Annotated in this window: 16 protein-coding genes; 8 read left to right on the top strand and 8 right to left on the bottom strand. The window is 54.3% G+C overall.

Going from position 1 to position 18,038, the window contains the following annotated elements; all coding sequences use genetic code 11:
* Position 1 precedes the first annotated feature (1 nt).
* The 8 genes from QF039_RS24610 (at position 2) to QF039_RS24575 (ending at position 10,175) form a co-directional block, all read left to right on the top strand.
* The gene (locus tag QF039_RS24610) at positions 2-697 is read left to right on the top strand and encodes a heavy metal response regulator transcription factor (RefSeq protein ID WP_008437429.1); all 696 of its coding nucleotides are present in this window, start codon (positions 2-4) and stop codon (positions 695-697) included.
* Complete coding sequence (gene copS, locus QF039_RS24605; RefSeq protein ID WP_307521158.1) at positions 694-2,082, top strand: copper resistance membrane spanning protein CopS; 1,389 nt, start codon at positions 694-696, stop codon at positions 2,080-2,082. The genes QF039_RS24610 and copS overlap by 4 nt, the downstream gene beginning before the upstream one ends.
* Before the next feature lie 359 nt (positions 2,083-2,441).
* The gene (gene copC / locus QF039_RS24600; protein ID WP_008437424.1) at positions 2,442-2,825 is read left to right on the top strand and encodes a copper homeostasis periplasmic binding protein CopC; all 384 of its coding nucleotides are present in this window, start codon (positions 2,442-2,444) and stop codon (positions 2,823-2,825) included.
* Between the two features lie 3 nt (positions 2,826-2,828).
* Positions 2,829-3,767 carry a copper homeostasis membrane protein CopD gene (copD, locus tag QF039_RS24595; RefSeq protein WP_008437423.1) on the top strand — a complete coding sequence of 313 codons (939 nt, stop codon included), beginning with the start codon at positions 2,829-2,831 and terminating at the stop codon, positions 3,765-3,767.
* Positions 3,768-3,841: 74 nt separating this feature from the next.
* Complete coding sequence (locus QF039_RS24590; protein ID WP_073844967.1) at positions 3,842-4,183, top strand: hypothetical protein; 342 nt, start codon at positions 3,842-3,844, stop codon at positions 4,181-4,183.
* 99 nt (positions 4,184-4,282) lie between these two features.
* The gene (locus QF039_RS24585) at positions 4,283-5,539 is read left to right on the top strand and encodes a TolC family protein (protein WP_008437421.1); all 1,257 of its coding nucleotides are present in this window, start codon (positions 4,283-4,285) and stop codon (positions 5,537-5,539) included.
* Positions 5,536-7,020, top strand: a complete 1,485-nt coding sequence (locus QF039_RS24580) for an efflux RND transporter periplasmic adaptor subunit (RefSeq protein ID WP_008437420.1) — start codon at positions 5,536-5,538, stop codon at positions 7,018-7,020. The genes QF039_RS24585 and QF039_RS24580 overlap by 4 nt, the downstream gene beginning before the upstream one ends.
* The gene (locus QF039_RS24575) at positions 7,017-10,175 is read left to right on the top strand and encodes an efflux RND transporter permease subunit (RefSeq protein WP_008437418.1); all 3,159 of its coding nucleotides are present in this window, start codon (positions 7,017-7,019) and stop codon (positions 10,173-10,175) included. The genes QF039_RS24580 and QF039_RS24575 overlap by 4 nt, the downstream gene beginning before the upstream one ends.
* A 105-nt stretch (positions 10,176-10,280) precedes the next feature.
* On the opposite strand, the gene QF039_RS24570 is transcribed toward QF039_RS24575, so the two are convergent.
* Genes QF039_RS24570 through QF039_RS24535 form a run of 8 tightly spaced genes read right to left on the bottom strand, consistent with a single transcriptional unit; the run spans position 10,281 to position 18,035 of the window.
* The gene (locus QF039_RS24570; RefSeq protein WP_008437415.1) at positions 10,281-10,964 is read right to left on the bottom strand and encodes a DsbA family protein; all 684 of its coding nucleotides are present in this window, start codon (positions 10,962-10,964) and stop codon (positions 10,281-10,283) included.
* Positions 10,961-11,257: a hypothetical protein gene (locus tag QF039_RS24565; protein WP_008437414.1), complete on the bottom strand. Its 297-nt coding sequence runs from the start codon at positions 11,255-11,257 to the stop codon at positions 10,961-10,963. The genes QF039_RS24570 and QF039_RS24565 overlap by 4 nt, the downstream gene beginning before the upstream one ends.
* On the bottom strand, positions 11,254-14,217 hold the full coding sequence (locus tag QF039_RS24560; RefSeq protein WP_307521154.1) for a conjugative transfer ATPase: 2,964 nt from the start codon (positions 14,215-14,217) through the stop codon (positions 11,254-11,256). The genes QF039_RS24565 and QF039_RS24560 overlap by 4 nt, the downstream gene beginning before the upstream one ends.
* Positions 14,217-14,645, bottom strand: a complete 429-nt coding sequence (locus QF039_RS24555; RefSeq protein ID WP_008437412.1) for a TIGR03751 family conjugal transfer lipoprotein — start codon at positions 14,643-14,645, stop codon at positions 14,217-14,219. The genes QF039_RS24560 and QF039_RS24555 overlap by 1 nt, the downstream gene beginning before the upstream one ends.
* On the bottom strand, positions 14,623-16,113 hold the full coding sequence (locus QF039_RS24550) for a TIGR03752 family integrating conjugative element protein (protein WP_024073352.1): 1,491 nt from the start codon (positions 16,111-16,113) through the stop codon (positions 14,623-14,625). Before QF039_RS24550 ends, QF039_RS24555 begins: the two co-directional genes overlap by 23 nt.
* On the bottom strand, positions 16,103-17,005 hold the full coding sequence (locus QF039_RS24545) for a TIGR03749 family integrating conjugative element protein (protein ID WP_008437410.1): 903 nt from the start codon (positions 17,003-17,005) through the stop codon (positions 16,103-16,105). Before QF039_RS24545 ends, QF039_RS24550 begins: the two co-directional genes overlap by 11 nt.
* The gene (locus QF039_RS24540) at positions 17,005-17,658 is read right to left on the bottom strand and encodes a PFL_4703 family integrating conjugative element protein (protein ID WP_020302977.1); all 654 of its coding nucleotides are present in this window, start codon (positions 17,656-17,658) and stop codon (positions 17,005-17,007) included. The genes QF039_RS24545 and QF039_RS24540 overlap by 1 nt, the downstream gene beginning before the upstream one ends.
* The gene (locus QF039_RS24535; RefSeq protein ID WP_008437403.1) at positions 17,655-18,035 is read right to left on the bottom strand and encodes a TIGR03750 family conjugal transfer protein; all 381 of its coding nucleotides are present in this window, start codon (positions 18,033-18,035) and stop codon (positions 17,655-17,657) included. Before QF039_RS24535 ends, QF039_RS24540 begins: the two co-directional genes overlap by 4 nt.
* Positions 18,036-18,038: the final 3 nt, after the last annotated feature.

The raw sequence follows: 18,038 nt of genomic DNA, 5'->3' as shown, positions 1-18,038 counted from the left end.
CATGAGACTTCTGGTTGCGGAAGACGAACCCAAAATAGGTATTTATTTGCAGCAAGGACTCACCGAGGCGGGGTTCAATGTTGATCGTTTTACCAATGGCAAAGACGCGCTTCAGCACGCCTTGAGCGAGGCGTATGACCTGCTGATTCTCGATGTGATGATGCCTGGGCTGGATGGCTGGGAAGTACTTCAGAAAGTGAGAGCATCCGGAAAAAATGTCCCTGTGCTTTTCCTCACGGCGCGAGACCGAGTTGAGGATCGGGTAAAAGGACTTGAGCTGGGGGCTGACGATTACCTGATCAAACCCTTCGCATTTTCTGAATTGCTGGCTCGCGTCAGAACGCTGCTGCGTAGAGGTACCACTGCCCCCTCCCAAACCCATATGAAATTGGCTGATTTGGAGGTGGACCTCCTCAAACGCAGGGTTATCCGCGCAGGCAAACGTATAGATCTAACGGCCAAAGAGTTTGCGTTGCTCGAATTGCTGCTCCGTCGTCGAGGTGAGGTTCTGCCCAAGTCGCTTATTGCTTCCCAGGTCTGGGACATGAACTTTGACAGCGATACTAACGTCATCGAGGTTGCTGTCAGGAGGCTCAGAGCAAAGATTGATGATGATTTTGAGGTCAAGCTTATCCACACCTCTCGAGGCATGGGGTACATGCTGGATGCGCCGGATTCGGGGACGGGGTCGGAATGAAGCGAATGTCCCTGACTACGCGCATGAGCCTGATGTTCATGCTAGCTGTAACGGCTGTGCTCACCGTCGCTGGACTCAGTTTTAACAACCTCAGCCGGCATCATTTCAAGATGCTGGATCAGCAGGCGCTGAACGAAAAGCTTCACTCGACGCAAAGAATTTTGACTGGGTTGAACAGCATTGATCAATTCAGTGATGTTAAGCCTGAGCTGGAGGCACTGCTTGGTGCTCATCGTGATTTGACAGCTCTTATCATCGATGGTGACGGTAAGCTCCTGTTTGCTGACCCAGGTCCGATCGTAGTTCCTGAAGACTTCCGAACGGTCACAAACAGCAATGTCTGGGAGTGGCGAGACCAGGAGCAGATATTTCGAGGCGTGACGGCGCAAGCCATAGTGACGGGGCAGGACAAGCCATTGACAGTGATGTTGATCTTTGATGTTACTCAACATATGGCCTTCTTCGAGACGCTTGAACGATGGTTTTGGATAGGACTGGTGATAAGCGCGCTGGTCAGTGCTGCACTGGGCTGGATGGTAGCGCGTAGTGGGCTACGACCTATTCGCCTAGTCACTCAGGTAGCAGCTTCGATGTCAGCTAAATCGCTCAAAGAGCGTATTCCATTAGGTCCCGTTCCCCAAGAGCTCCAGCAGATGGTGCTCTCGTTCAACGCAATGTTATCTAGACTGGACGATGCGTTTGTTCGTTTATCGAACTTCTCTGCGGACATTGCTCACGAATTACGGACACCCGTTAGCGATTTGATGACTCACACTGAAGTGATTTTATCTAGAAAAAGAAATATTGAGGACTACGAGGACAATCTGTACTCAAATCTTGATGACTTGAAACGTATGGGACGTATGATTGATGACATGCTTTTTCTAGCGAAATCAGATAACGGTCTAATTACACATGAAAACAAACCGATTGACCTGGTAGCAGTAGTAGAGAAATTACTCGAGTACTACCGTTTGCTGGCTGATGAGCGAGGGATCGACCTGAAGGTCACAGGCAGGGGTAGCGTCCGAGGTGACGTACTCATGCTCGACAGGGCCATCTCTAATCTGCTCTCAAATGCGCTCCGGTACACCCCCGAAGGAAAGTGTATTACTGTCGATATTCGGCAGAAAGGAACTTCAATATCAGTCTCTGTGGAGAACCCGGGAGAGCCCATTGCGTCCGAGCATCTTGAAAAGCTGTTTGATCGATTTTATCGCGTGGACCCAGCTCGCAGAGAAGGAAGTCCAAGTAATGCAGGGCTAGGTTTATCGATTACTCGATCTATCATTGAAGCGCATGACGGAAAAATATGGTGTACGTCGTTAAACGGAATAACAGCCTTTCATATTGAACTCCCATGTGCTGATGCAAGAAAGGTCTAAGACACCTTGTTCATATGTATGCAGGCAACATGTGGTTAGCTCAATAGGATCGTTTTTGGATGAGAGAAAACTCTTGGAGCGTTCCAAAGAAAGTCGCGTATTTGGCGCCGTATTCGGGCAGATCAGTGCCAAAAACCCGCCCCAAGCTGACTGAAATGTAATCGAACAGTTTGCGTTCATGTGGCATCGTGTACTCGCACTGTGACGTTGGAAATCTTGTGATTCCTCCCTGTCCAGCCGGCCCTAGAACACGGAATTTGCTAGGTATTCGTCAGTGGTTTTAACGAGCGTCAAAAAGTAAAAAACTAGATATTCCCTAAAAACCTAGAACCAACAGCTTTTGCTGTCAGGAGTCTTGCATGTCATTCCTTAAAACTACCACCGTAGCTGTTGCGCTGACTGCGGGTTTGCTTCTGAGTGCAGTTGCTCAGGCGCATCCAAAGCTGGTTTCTTCTACTCCCGCTGAAGGATCGGATGCGGCGGCTCCGTCTAAAATCGAACTGCACTTTTCTGAGAATCTAACGACTCAGTTCTCTGGTGCAAAGCTGATTATGACCGATATGCCTGGTATGCCGAATTCACCTATGGGCGTAAAAGCTAACGTGGCAGGTGGCGGTGATCCGAAGACGATGGTTATTACACCCGCATCGCCATTGACCACGGGTACTTACAAAGTCGAATGGCGTGCCGTTTCCTCGGACACTCACCCGATTACCGGCAACTTTTCTTTCAAAGTGAAATGATTCATGAGCGACTCATTAAATATCGTTGTTCGCTTTGCTCTTTATTTCGACCTGATGCTGTTATTTGGACTGGCAATTTTTGGTCTTTATAGCCTCAGGGGAAAAGAAAGAATATCGGGAACAGTTTTGAATTTTGAGTCGCTTCTTTACAGTACTTCTGCTGTAGGTGTAGCTCTGTCCCTTGCCGCCATGTTGTTACTTGCGAAAGCAATGAGTGGCGTGTCGGGTTTCATGGAGCTACATCACCATATCTTTCAAATGGTTCTCATGGGGACTGACGTCGGTTTGACCTGGATGGTCCGAATAGGGGCGTTGGTGACGGCCATTATTGGCGTTTCCCTGAACAAGCGCTTTCCAACACTGAGTCTTTGGATTGTCACTGTCTGTGGCGCGATTGCGCTAGCGACGCTGGCATGGACAGGGCACGGAGCAATGGACGAGGGGAGCCGTCGCTACTGGCACTTTATTAGCGATATCTTCCATCTTTTGGCCGCAGGCGGTTGGTTGGGTGCGCTAGCGGCATTTGCCCTGCTGCTGCGTTTGAAATCACTGAAAGGTGAGCGAGAAGCACGAATTCTTGCTCGGGTACTGACAGGGTTTGAATCGGCCGGCGCGGTGATTGTAGTGATCATCAGCATTACGGGAGTGGCGAACTACCTATTTATCGTTGGGCCAAATCTCGATGAGGTGATGCTCAGCACTTATGGCGAGTTGCTATTTTTGAAGGTCCTGCTCTTTGCCGGGATGATCGTATTAGCGACGCTCAACCGTTTTCACCTAAGCCCGCTCTTGGAACGTTCTGTTCGAAATGGAGACTATGCTGTCGCGGTCAATGCCTTGCGCCGTAGCATGAAGCTCGAATTTTCAATGGCAGTCATCATTATTTGTCTAGTCGCATGGTTAGGTACTTTAAGCCCGGTCATGGAAATGAGCGCGGCATAGCGGTTGGTGATGGCCGACTAAGGAGTCTCAAGGGTGAATTGTAAGGGCCATTTGCACCGTCTACACTCCAGCTCATGAAACGCTACCTGCGGTTTTGCCTAATTTTCCTGATTAGCTTGGCGCTTCCCCTCAGCGGGATGGCGGGTGTTCAGACATCGATTGAACCATGCCCGATGAAAACCATGGGCATGGCGATGATGGATGGTATGGGGCAAGACTGCTGCCACGACATGAAAAGTCCCACCGAGCATGGCAAACCTTGTAAGCCCGGTCAGGAATGCAAAACTGGCGGCATGTTGCAAGTATCGATCATCAAGCCTCCTATCACCCTGTCCAGTCCTCTCATTCTATCATTCTCCAGCCATTTCCCGCTCGTACAAACCTCTTCAGGGGTATGGCGACCCCCACGTACTTGATTCCTGTACCACACTGAGCCTCATTCCGCGTTAGCGGGATGGCATATCTGCGCGCATGTCTTATGAAGCGCGCGGTGGATCATCACAGGAATCGTGAACATGAACTCCAAGTGCTGTTGCACAGGTTGGTCCTTCCTGGCCGGCCTGGCGGCAAGCGTACTTGCATTGCCGAGCTTCGCTAGCGCATTGACATTCGATGAAGCGCTGCGTCTGGCCGAAAACAATGCACCATCGTTGACCGCACAAGACGCCAAAATTCAAGCAGCCACTAGCGCGGCCATTCCCGCCGGCGAACTACCCGATCCCAAGCTACTGCTGGGCGTGCAGAACTACCCCATTGGTGGACCCGACAGATGGAGCATCGACCAGGACTTCATGACCATGCAAGTGGTCGGGATTAGGCAGGAGATGCCCAACAGCGACAAGCGCAAAGCACGTATCGAGGTCGCGGATGCGGCTGTTGATCGAGCGTCAGCCGAGCGTCGAGTGGCGCGTCTGAACGTCCGACAGTCCACGGCATTAGCCTGGATCAGAAGCTACTCGGTTGAGCGTAAAGATGCGTTGTTCCAGGACTTCTACAAAGAAAACCGTCTTCTGACCGATACCGTCAGAGCTCAGATTGCGGGTGGCCGAGCCCAACCCGCCGATGCGGTGACACCTAAACAGGAAGCTGCTCAACTGGCTGAGCAGCAGGATGATTTAGTTCGTCAACGTGCACAGGCCCGGGCCGCCCTCAAGCGCTGGATTGGCCCTGCCGCCGATGACAAACCGGTAGGCGGTTTGCCTGATTGGCCTATTGAGACCTCAGGTTACTCCCATAAGCTGCAACATCACCCCGAATTAGCGGCTTTTGTGCCGATGACCCGTGAAGCACAAGCCAAGATCCGTGAAGCTGAGGCGGAAAAGCAGTCTGACTGGAGCTGGGAATTCGATTATCAGCACCGAGGCCAACAATTCGGTGACATGGTCAGCGTGCAGTTTTCATGGGATCTCCCGCTGTTCCCTAACTCTCGGCAAAACCCCAAGATTGCGGCCAAGCACGCCGAACTAAACCAGCTTGAGGCTGAGCGCGAAGCCCTGTCACGCGAGCATACCCAGCAACTGGAGGATGAGTTGGCTGACTACGAGCGCCTCAATCGTGCAGTCAGCCGTAATCAGGAAAGCTTGTTGCCGTTGGCTAAAGAAAAGGTCGAACTCACGATGGCCAGCTACCGCTCCGGCAAGGGTGATTTGAACTCGGTTGTTGCCGCCCGACGCGAACTCATCGAAGCCCGTCTCAAGCAGGTTGACGTTGAAGAGCAACGTGCCCTGACCAGCGCTCGCCTGTATTTCTCTTACGGGGAGTCCGCTCAATGATTTTTAAATTATGGAAAGGGACTTTAATCATCGGCATCTCGATTGCCTTGGGTGTTGCCGGGGGTTACTGGTTAGCCCAACCGCGAATGAGCGGAGTAGCTGGTGTCGTACCGGATCATGAACCCAAAGCCTCTGCCGATCGAAAAGTTCTGTATTGGTATGATCCCATGTACCCACAACAGAAATTCGATAAACCGGGTAAGTCACCCTTCATGGACATGCAGATGATCCCTCAATACGCAGATACCAAGGGGGACAGCGCTGCCATTCGAATTGATCCAAGCCTGACTCAGAACCTTGGTGTGCGACTGGCTAGTGTCAGTCGAGGCGTATTTGCCTCGACACTGAACGTGGTAGGTGTGCTGGCCTTCAACGAACGGGACGTTGCAGTCATTCAGGCCCGTACAGCGGGTTTTGTCGAGCGTGTGTATGCCCACGCACCTGGTGATGTGCTGAAAGCGAATGCCGCCTTGGCAGATATCTTGGTGCCGGAGTGGGCAGCTGCTCAGGAGGAATTTCTCGCCCTCAAGCGTAGTGGCGATGCTGGCTTGCTGACAGCGGCCCGGCAGCGACTGCGGCTAACCGGAATGCCACTTACGTTAATTGCTCAAGTTGAGCGCACTGGCAAAGTTCAATCGAACCTGACGCTGACCAGCCCTATTGGTGGTGTGCTTCAAGAGCTGAGTGTGCGTGAAGGTATGACGGTGGCCGCAGGCGAGACGTTGGCTCGTGTTAATGGTTTGAGCAGTGTCTGGCTGGCCGTGGCTGTACCAGAGGCGGAAGCTGGGTCAATCGTAGTAGGGCAAGCAGCTGAAGCGCGTTTATCCGCATTCCCTGGAGTTGTGCTCAAGGGCGTCGTCAGTGCGATTCTTCCGGAAACCAGTTCGGACAGTCGCACACTTCGCGTTCGAGTTGAGTTACCCAATCCAGATGGCCGACTCAGACCAGGTTTGACCGCACAGGTAAGCCTCAATCGTTCAACGGAGCAAAGTGTTCTGTGGGTGCCGAGCGAGGCCGTCATTCGTACCGGTCGACGTGCGTTGGTCATGCTCTCTGAAGACGCTGGTCGATATCGCCCGGTGGAGGTGCAGCTAGGCCAGGATAACGATGGCAAGACGGCGATATTGAAAGGCTTGGAAGAGGGGCAGAAAGTGGTGACCTCTGGCCAGTTCCTGCTCGACTCGGAGGCCAGTCTCAAGGGCGTTGTCGCAAGCTCATTGGACGTTTCGCCATCTACTATGCCCGTTGGCGCTTTGCATGAGGCCGATGGTCAGATCGTTGAGATCAACGACAAAGAAGTCACGCTCGCCCACGGTCCCTTCAAGACATTGGGTATGCCAGGCATGACGATGACTTTCCCTCTCGCCACTCCTGCTCTGATGAAGGGCCTAAAAACGGGCGACAAGGTTCGGATCGCTGTTAGCCAGACGGACGATGGTCTGCGTGTTGAACGTCTGGAACGCTCTGGGGGCCAGCCATGATTGCGGCCCTTATTCGCTGGTCGGTGGCCAACCGCTTTCTTGTGTTGCTGGCGACGCTGTTCGTCACGGCATGGGGGATCTGGGCGGTTCAAAGTACGCCCATCGATGCATTGCCAGACCTGTCGGATGTTCAGGTAATTATCCGTACACCTTACCCAGGCCAAGCCCCACAGATCGTCGAAAACCAGGTGACCTATCCACTGGCAACCACCATGCTCTCGGTACCTGGGGCCAAGACTGTGCGCGGTTACTCCTTCTTTGGCGACAGCTTCGTTTATGTGCTGTTCGAAGACGGAACTGACTTGTACTGGGCCCGCTCGCGGGTGTTGGAATACCTGAGCCAGATACAAAGCCGCCTACCAGCCAGTGCTAAGCCAGCCTTAGGACCTGATGCCACTGGCGTTGGCTGGATTTTCCAGTACGCGTTGGTTGATCGCAGCGGTGGGCACGATCTGGCGCAACTGCGAGCCCTACAGGACTGGTTTCTCAAATTCGAGCTCAAGACGCTGCCGAACGTTGCGGAAGTTGCCACCGTAGGTGGCATGGTCAAACAGTATCAGGTCCAGCTCGATCCGCTAAAGTTGGCGAACTTGGGTATCACGCAGTCTGAGGTGACCGAGGCGATCGGCAAAGCCAATCAGGAAACCGGTGGAGCCGTGCTGGAAATGGCGGAGACAGAGTTCATCGTACGAGCTTCCGGCTACCTAAAGACGCTCAATGACTTTCGCGCCATCCCGCTCAAACTGGGCGCGGGCAGTGTGCCGGTCACGTTGGGCGATGTTGCCACGATTCAGTTAGGGCCTGAGATGCGTCGAGGCATTACCGAACTCGACGGTGAAGGTGAGACCGTCGGCGGCGTGGTGATTCTGCGCAGCGGGAAGAATGCTCGTGAAACCATTGCGGCGGTCAAAACCAAACTCGACGAGCTGAAAAGCAGTCTGCCGGCGGGGGTTGAAATCGTCACCACCTACGACCGCAGCAAGTTGATTGATCGTGCCGTGGAAAACCTCAGCCACAAGCTGATCGAAGAGTTCATCGTCGTCGCGTTGGTCTGCGGAATCTTTCTCTGGCACCTGCGTTCATCTCTGGTGGCAATCATTTCCCTGCCGGTTGGGGTGCTGATCGCCTTCATCGTGATGCGCTATCAGGGTATCAACGCCAACATCATGTCCCTTGGCGGGATTGCCATCGCCATCGGCGCTATGGTCGACGCTGCCGTGGTGATGATTGAAAATGCCCACAAGAAGGTCGAGGCTTGGCACGTGGCCAATCCTGGGGAGGAACTGAAAGGTGAACGTCATTGGCACGTGATGACTGAAGCGGCTGCCGAGGTAGGACCTGCATTGTTCTTCTGTCTGCTGATCATCACCCTGTCGTTCATTCCGGTGTTCACGCTGGAGGCTCAGGAAGGACGTCTATTCGGTCCATTGGCGTTCACCAAAACCTACGCTATGGCCGCAGCGGCTGGACTGTCGGTAACTCTCGTACCGGTGTTGATGGGGTATTGGATTCGTGGACGAATTCCCAATGAGCAGCAGAATCCGCTAAATCGCTGGTTGATCCGGATCTACGAACCCGCTCTGGACGCCGTATTACATCGACCTAAAATAACGCTGCTGGTTGCGTTGCTAGTCTTTGTCAGCGCGTTGTGGCCGATCTCTCGTCTGGGTGGTGAGTTTCTTCCCCCGCTGGACGAAGGGGACCTGCTCTATATGCCATCAGCTCTGCCTGGATTATCGGCGCAGAAGGCCGCGCAACTGCTTCAACAGACTGACCGTCTGATAAAGACAGTTCCAGAGGTCGAACACGTTTTCGGCAAAGCCGGCCGCGCTGAAACCGCGACTGACCCAGCACCTTTGGAAATGTTCGAAACCACCATCCAATTCAAACCACACGAACAGTGGCGCCCAGGCATGACCCAGGAAAAGCTCGTTGAGGAGCTAGACCAAGCGGTGCGTGTCCCAGGATTGACCAACATCTGGATACCGCCGATTCGTAACCGCATCGACATGCTGGCCACTGGCATAAAAAGCCCTATTGGTGTGAAGGTTGCCGGTACCAACCTGACGGAGATCGATGCCGTCACCCAAGCCATCGAACGTGTTGCCAAGGATGTCTCAGGTGTGAGTTCAGCGTTGGCCGAACGACTGACCGGTGGCCGCTATATTGATGTGGATATCGATCGTAAAGCTGCGGCCCGCTATGGGTTAAATATTGCCGATGTGCAATCGATCGTGGCCGGCGCAATCGGCGGTGAAAACGTCGGGGAGACGATTGAAGGGTTGGCTCGTTTCCCAATTAACGTACGTTACCCTCGTGAGTGGCGGGATTCACTCGGCGCTCTGGAGCAGTTACCTATCTATACCCCTCTAGGCAGCCAGATCACTCTTGGCACCGTTGCGAAGATCAAGGTCAGCGATGGTCCGCCGATGCTTAAGAGTGAGAACGCCCGACCTTCAGGCTGGGTGTATATCGACGTGCGGGGACGGGATATTGCTTCGGTAGTCGCCGATCTACGACGGGTCGTCAGCGAGCAGGTTAAGTTGCAGCCTGGTATGAGCCTGAGCTACGCAGGACAGTTCGAATTTCTCGAAAGGGCCAACGCACGACTCAAGCTGGTGGTGCCTGCCACGCTGTTGATCATCTTCGTGCTGCTTTATTTAACCTTTGCTCGCTTCGATGAGGCCTTGCTGATCATGGCCACTCTGCCATTCGCACTGACTGGTGGGGTATGGTTTCTCTATCTATTGGGATTCAACCTGTCGGTCGCCACTGGTGTCGGCTTTATCGCTTTGGCCGGTGTTTCTGCCGAATTTGGCGTAATTATGCTGCTTTATCTGAAGAACGCCTGGGCTGAGCGTGAAGACCTCGGCGATAGGACCGAGCACGGGCTGATGGCCGCGATTCGTGAAGGCGCTGTCCAGCGCGTTCGGCCCAAAGCCATGACTGTGGCTGTCATCATTGCTGGCTTGTTACCCATTTTGCTGGGCAGCGGGACCGGCAGCGAGGTGATGAGCCGAATTGCGGCACCCATGGTTGGAGGCATGATTACCGCGCCCTTGCTGTCGCTGTTTGTCATTCCGGCAGCCTATCGACTGATGCGTCGCCGGCACCTCTCAGTTGAGCCCATCAATCCTCAAGAAAAAGTCGTATGAAACTGACCCTGATTGCAGTTGCAAACACCGTATTTGCGCTGTCTCTTTCGGCCCACGCGTAGGACATGCCGGGCATGAAAATGTATGAATGGAATGCAAGCTCATTTAATGACAATGGCTAAGTGATTTAACGTTCGACTTTTGCAGAGCGTCGCAGCTCTTTTTTTGAGCCAGCCAATCACGAGCTGATAATAACAATACCCCGTCAGCTGGTCCCTCAAGCTTTACGGAGCTGCCAGTCGTGTTGTCTTTAATTATCACAGTAGGAGTTGCCGTAATGCCCGCTTTGAGGGCCTCCTCGACCTGTTGGCCAACATGCCGGGCGATCACTTTGTCGGTAGCTGCACAGGACAATAAGTCCTGGTAAGTAACATCAACGACGTTCAGATGCCCATTGAAACCCTCACCGTTGCTACGGGTCCGGTCAAAAATCTGGTCAATGGCTTGCCAGAAGGCAGGTGCGCCACCAAGCGCCCCCGCACATTCAGCGAGCTTGGCTTCGTGTAATGCGGTCGGACCGTGCACATCCAGTGGCAGATGATGCCACTGCAGGTTTACATCCTTCTGCTGCTGTATCCAGGTTTTCAACGCAGGTGTGTACGTCTTGCAGTAGGGGCACTCCAGATCCGCGAACTCAGTCACAGTCCAGCGTGCTTTGGAAGGACCAAACAACCACGGGCCTGTGTTGTGCGGGGATGGTATCTCACTTCGAGTGAGGGCTAAGCAGGCCATCGATGTGCCTGCCAAAACGCACCCCAGCATCAACCAATATTTGCGAAGGCCTATCATGCCCGAGCCTCTGCTGGCTTCGATGAAAGCAGCGCTTGTTTACGAAGGGCCTCAAGAAGAGCGTTCTCAGCATTCTCGGGTTGTGGGTGCTGTAGCAGCCAATTGGCTAACACCGCGTGAAGTTGGGACTCGATGTCACGACGATCCACCGCACGAACCAAAACCTGTTGCAGTTGCTCTATCAAAACGGGGGCACACACCTCAAGGGTTTGAAGGGCGTCTTCACCCGGTTGTTCAAGCAGCTGGGTCAGACTTTCTATAAGGTTCTGGGTCAGGGAATTCAATGCTCTCATGCTTGGCGCTCCAAGGCCGTGACTTGCTCGGGGAAAGTAATGATGTGAGGTTCGATACCGCGATAGCGGTCAAGCGTTGCAGCAACTTCAATGGCCGCATCCAGCTCGCTGCAGCCTTTGGCTTGCATGATGTCGAAGCGTTGCTTTTTCTCTTCCGGCTCGGTCATGGCCAGGGCCAGATACAAACTCGGTGGTACCGCCCGGAATAACATTTCCATGCTTTTGGACAACACGACGCCCTCGGTGAATTTGCCGCTTTCTTTACGCGCTGACAGCATCATCGACTTCTGTGCAGGAGTCAGTTCACGAAACCGCGCGATCTTCTCCACCTCATCAGGCGGCATGTTTAAGCACATCCACCACTCGATCATGTTGAGCAGGGCTGAGGCCTCTGGCGGCACGTCGTCAACGTTCTGGGTGGCCATCCAGAACCAGGCGCCGAGCTTTCGCCACATTTTGGTAATCTTGACGGAGTAGGGGGATAGGAGTGGGACCTTCAACTGGATGTGGCCTTCGTCGGTGAAGCAGATCAGCGGACGGCCTTTAAACTGGTCACGCTCGGCAATGTTGTTGACCGTGTTGAGCAGGGAAATATAAGCGATGGCCATCTGTGCGCTATAGCCTTCTCGCGCATAGGTGGCAAGGTCGACAATGGTAATGTCCGCTTCTGGCCATGGGGTGCCAGGACGGTTGAACATGTCGCCTTCGGTGCCCATACAGAACATGGACAAGGCTTCCGCCATCTCCAAGAATCGTGAGCTTCGGGCGTCTGGAATACCGGGCTCGAGTCCCATTTCTCGCAGCGCTTCACGGATATCTTCCGGCAGAACGATACGTTGCTCCGTCACGCATTTTTTCGCTGCATTCAGTATGCATTGGCGGATGGCGCTACGGTCGGCACGAGTAAGACGGGCATCCTCTTTTTCTTCACCACCGGTGATCATCAGCCTGGCCGCAATTTCCATCTCGCCCAGGATGTCGCGTTGTTCATCCTCGGTCTGGCTAGTCAGATGTTCGTCCGACGCCTCAAGATCATCAGCTTGGATAATCTTCACGTTTTGGCTGGGTTCGATGAGCTTCACGGCATCAGCGAATGGCGCGAGGCTGACACCCGATCCAGGTGCAAGTCGAACCCGGTTTACCGTCAAACCCAACTTTTTGGCGAAATCACCGAGTAAGCCGAAGCTGTTGCCAGCCTCCACAATGAATAGACGTGGCCGATAGATGGCGATGATTTGGCTAAGGATGTTTGTCGCGCTGGCCGATTTACCTGAACCCGTAGGCCCGAAAATGAACAAATGCGCGTTCATCTGCCGGTCCAGCTTGTTCAGCGGGTCGAAGGTTATCGGCGCTCCCCCACGGTTAAACAGGGTAATACCCGGGTGCCCGGTTCCGGTCGACCTACCCCAGACGGGGGCCAGGTTCGCAATGTGTTGGGCGAACATCAGTTGTGCGTACCACTCCAGTGCTTTGCGCGCATTGGGGTCGAAGTTGCCGGGTAGCCATCTAAGGTAGGAGTTCAGCGGTGCCACTTCATCCCGAGGTTCCACCGGCTCCATGCCCGCACCCAGCAATGCGCTGCTGAGTTGCAAACTGCGTTCGTGCAGCTGGGCATCATCTTTACCCCGCAGGTAAAACGCTACGCTACCTCTGTACAGCTTGTGCTTGCGCCCGAGCAACTGACGGGCGGTGGCGACGTCTTCGCGTGTCAGGATCGAGGCCTGAGTGTCTCCAACTGCCTTGCGTGAAAGCTGTTCCAGATGCCCTTCGAGAATGTCCTGCGGGGTGATCACGAGAGTGATACAGAGAATGGTGTCCTCTGGCATTTTGTCGAACAGTGCGTTGAGCGCATCACCGCCCTTTCGGGTTTCACCGGTTAAGTGCCCGGTCTTGGGAGCATCCCTCAAGCGGTCAAGCATCACCACCTGATGGGGAAGGCCGTCGAAATACCACAGACCTTTCTCTATATCTGACAGTGGTTCGCGATAAAACAGGTTTTGCGAGAAGTCAGTGCCGCTGGCGAGCGGCAGCTCGCCCTCTGCAGCACCAGGTGCTTGCTTGCACACCAATTCGTAGAAGCGGCGAATATCTGCATCGGCAGGGCCAAGATGATCGGGACGTGGATTGAACCAATGAATCAGCCAATGGCGAATGGCGTGGCCATCCATGCGATGGGTTTTAATGCCGGCGTTCGCCAAGCCGCCCACCAAGCGATCGCAGATGATTTTCAGGTAAGGACCTGGTGCCTGGCCTCGCACATCCGCTTGCGCGCCTTGGGTACGGCGGTAGACAACAACACGGACGCGGCGCTGTTGGCCCCTCCAGGGCAGTTGGCTGACCTTGGTGTCTTCAAACAGCCCGCCTGGTTTGGAGATGGATTCCAGGTGTTGCTTCATCAGCTTCAAATAAAGCTCGGTGAATGCACTGCCTTGTGCGCGTGGTTGAACGTAGTCATGCAGTTGCTGAAGGTAATCGTCCCAGCTGGTTTCGTCCTGGGCATAGAGCTGAACCACCCAGGGTGAGGTTTCAAGCTCGTCGAAGGAGTCCTGGAGGGCGTTTTCCAGGGCGTCGCGGGCCTTGCGTAACCATTCGGGATCCCGACCTTCAGTACCAATCGGTGTCAGCTCAAAAAAGGCAGCACGAGACACGCCGTCTTCCAATAGCATGGCTTTTTCTGCAGGCAGGTAATCTACCCACGGCAGTAGGTCTACGAAGGAGGGGTTGACGTGGTATAGACGGTCAGCATCAGCGGTTGTGGCTGGCTTTTTCTTTGGGTTACGCCAATCGCTCGGCGAGGGAATACCCATGGCAGCAAGGCGTTCGTAGTAACACTCTGTAGCAGCCTCAAACGTCTCGGTTGCTGGTCCCTGCACATCGTCAGATAACGGCGAACCTGGTGTTACGCCAGGTTCCACACGCTCTGTCGCCCGTCGCGTTTTGAATCGTTCAAAAAAACCCATCAATATGCCTCCGTGCGTTCGCCAGGCATGGCGTATTGCACCCGCTGATACAGCGGAAACACCGTGGTGTAGCCTGGGATCGGTGCCGGGTCTGAACCCGCTAAATGAGGAAAGACGTACATCACCAGGTCGGGATTGGGTAGGCGTTTAAATTGGCTGTAGATCTCGTTTTGTGCGGTACGTGTGAACATGGTGTTGTCTGTTTCCCTCGTCTCCAGAGGCCGACGAAGATCTTGGCGTGCATCGAGCAATTGGCGGCTGCTCGAGCTGCTTGAGCCGCTGGAGCCTTGATCCCAAACGTCCATCATTGTGCGGTCCCCATGGGGGAGCAATTCGTCTTTGTTGGTGGAACAGGCCGAGGCGAGTAGGGCGATGGCCAGGTATGCACCTAGTTTTAAGCCATGATTAGTCAAGCGCAGTCGAAACATGACGGGCTCCTGAGCGATAGTTGACCTTGCGGCCATTGAGTTCGTAATCGATGGTCAGTTGCTGGTCCAGGTGCACAGCTATCTTTGCCCCGGGTTGTACATACACCGCTGCGAAGGCTTGCCCGTAGAGTTTGTTGACCCAGCTGGAGACGTCATTGACGCCCTGGCCAATAATTTTGCCCATGGCTTCACTGCCCGAGCCGCCGACAGAACCGATGGTCCCGGACTGAGGGTTTATAAAAGAGCCGCTGTTTCCATCTGACTTGATGAGGGAGGCAGCACCTGCGCCGGCGGCGGTAATCAGTACCTGCGAGCCAATGTATTGCGAGGCGTTGCTTTTGCGGTCGCCACTGATACAAGGAATGCCATAGGCATCGCTTATCCAGCCCAGGCCACCCTGAATGGTGGTTTGGTTGCCATTGTTCTGATTGTTACTATTTTGACTGCTATTCGTTTCTTCCTGAGGTTGTGGCAGCGTGCGCACAGTGCCGTCATTGAAGACGAACGTCAGGCTTTTGATCTGACCGCGTACGCAAGACAGGGTCCAATCGCCGGAAGCCGTTCCGCTGGCCACCGCGCCGGCGACGTCGGGCAAGTCGATGCCGTTGGCCGTGAGATTGTCCGGCCCGATCAATACCTTGAACGGGTAGGGGTCGTTGACAGTGCCGTCAATGGGCACCCGGCCGATCAGCGCGGACATGGCCACCGAACCCATCAATGTCGAGTTCTGCGGCAAGGTGTAGACCTTGCGCACCTGTTTGCGGGCCTCCTGTGGCGAGATTTCATTCGCAACACTTTGAGCGCCCGTGCGCAGTGCATTTTGTCCTCGGTCCACGGACTCGCCAAAAGAGGTCGGGAAGTTGAAGCCGCTTGCCGTTTGATTTGTCCCTGCAGCGATGGGCTTGCCGTTGACATCGACCGGCGTTGCGTCCTGCGGCTCTATCCAAACAACGTCCGCGCCAGGTCCGCCTTTGAAGCCTTGACCGTCACCTGGCTGAACGCCGAAGCCGATCGGCAAATCAGATCCAGACTCATTGCCACTGCCCGATTTGCTGCTCAGGGTATTGTACTGCTGCTGCAGTGTGTCCAAGAGGGTTTGGCTCTGTTGTTGCGCCTCCTGCTTCATCGTTTGCTGAACGTTCTGCAGTTTGTTATCGACGTTGAGGTCGATGTTCTGCAGGCGTTTTTGCAGCTCGATGTTCTGTTGCTTTAGTTCGTCATTGTTCTTCAAAGCATTGGAGACTTGGTCCTTGAGTTGTCTGCTTTCCACGACAATGGTGCGCAATGTGTCGCTGGGTGTATCTCCGTCAACCCCAAGCTTTTTAGCCTCCTTCGTACTAAGTACAACCGTTTCCGGCGCATGAACCTGTTGGTCGGCACTTTCGCGATTGAATAATTTGACCACTACGTATATCGCCAGGATCGCGAACGGTATGACCAGGTATTTAACAAGTGGATTACTCTTCACGACGGCCTCCCTTCGGATCGATCTGGCTGATGGCGGCCGGCAATAACGATTCGGCTAGACCATGACCACGGGTCACCAAGTAGACCGTCGAGGTGTCGCTGGAATCACCTTTGGCGCCAAGGTAGGGATGCTGAAAAGTCGCGGTGACAAAGTCACCCATCAGGTCACGCGGATCCAATGTGAGGTTTTGGGCGCTTGTGTTACGTAGCTTCACCGCCGTGACCCAATACTCGTCTAACCGCCACGACCCCAACGCAGAGGCTTCGACCGGCAATATCGGCATTAGGGTGGTGAGGTCCAAACCGCGCTTCAGATTGATCTGAGCAATCCCCTCCACGGGCTCAACGGTGCGTAGGGGCGCGTAAAGCATCTGTGCGGCATAGCGCGTCATGACCACCGGAAGAGGGGTCTCACGACGCGGTTTCGGCGCGTCCTCATCCTCCTCGGCTTGAGCGCTGGCTTGGGCCGTGGAAGAAGTTGAATGGTTGCTTGTAGGTTTGGCGTTGACTTGGCCGTAACGCGGGGCGGGACTGTCCCCGGCTACAATTTTAGCCGGCTCGGATGCGACCTGATTTGGTTTCCCTACCGTTGCGATGATATCCACGAGCATGATCTCACCGGAGTTCATGTTCTGCAGCTGTAAGCGAGTCGGTTCAATCGGCTCTTTCGCCAACAGGTAGAGGGCACCACCGGTGCTCTGCACGCGCAGTTTGTCGACGAGGTTACGAGGCAGACCCACCCGTACGTTTTGGTCCACAAAGACAATACGCTCCTGACCCACGATCAAGGGCAGTGCTATAGGGATACGATCCCAGCGCAGGATTTCGACGGCGTTGGCCAACCCGCAGAAGTGAAGGGCTACGAGCCCGATGATCAGTAGGCGGCGTGTCATCATTTGCCTCCTGCTCTGGTCGTTTCTGCGGAGACTTCGATGCGTTGTGGATTACTGCTATAACAGTCCCAGGCCAAGCCGAATGGGTTTTTTTCGGGATCGACGTCGAATCGGATAATTCTTAACGGATAGCGAGCAAATGCCCGCTTTACGCGCTCCCCGCCGTAGTGCTCGTCAGCGGTGATGTCCAGGTTGACGGTCCAGTCATTGATGCTGTGCTGTTCAATATGTTGCTCAGACTTATCGTCGATGCCTCTGCCTGGAATTTCAAATACACCCCGCTCACGTTTGCGCAGTTCCCCGCTATTGCGGCGTAGCTCGAAATCTTTCTGCAAGTAGGCTTTGCAGCTGGGAGTCAGGTAGCTTTCCAAGCGGGTAATGTTGTCCTCGTAGTCGGTTTCACCGTCAACGGGCCAACGGTTCATCTGCTGAAAAATGTACAGACCGAAGGCGTATACCGACTCCGGTGGAATATCCCACCACTTACGGGTGCTACCTGAACGTAGATCTGGAGGTACATGAACAGTTAGGTCACGCGGTGCGCTCTGCCAGCCATAAGCCATGTACAGACCCAGGGCAATGAGAAAACCAATGACCATGCGCAGGCTGTTAATGTGGGCCAGTTGGGCGTCTACTTTTTTACGGTAAGTCATTGAACCTCCGTTCGATGACAGGTCCACGCACCTGTACGAGTAATCAGCAGGGCTTTATTCCAGGTAGGAAAGAACCGCGCGATGTTCAATTGCATCTGGCGGTATAGCCATGTATCAGGTCGGCCGCGTTTCCACCGACGCAAGAAACGACTGGCAAGAAACAGCCCTAGGACAGCACAGAGCATGGCGGCGCCGATGATAAGTGCCCAAATCTGGGTCAATATCGCGGCCGGAATACCGATAACCAGCCCTGCGCCGGTGCTCAACGCCAAGGTGGCCCACATTTCGTCAGCGGTAAGGCCGCCCATGATGACTGGCTGATTGTTCAATCGCACAGGGAGGAAAATCAGGGTCCCATCGTCTGAGAGTTCTGTCATGGC

Origin of the sequence: Pseudomonas sp. W2I6 (assembly GCF_030815935.1) — a bacterium.
In the GTDB taxonomy this organism is placed as follows: domain Bacteria; phylum Pseudomonadota; class Gammaproteobacteria; order Pseudomonadales; family Pseudomonadaceae; genus Aquipseudomonas.
Note: the sequence above shows the minus strand (reverse complement) of the source record. Positions and strands in the feature narration are given on the sequence as shown.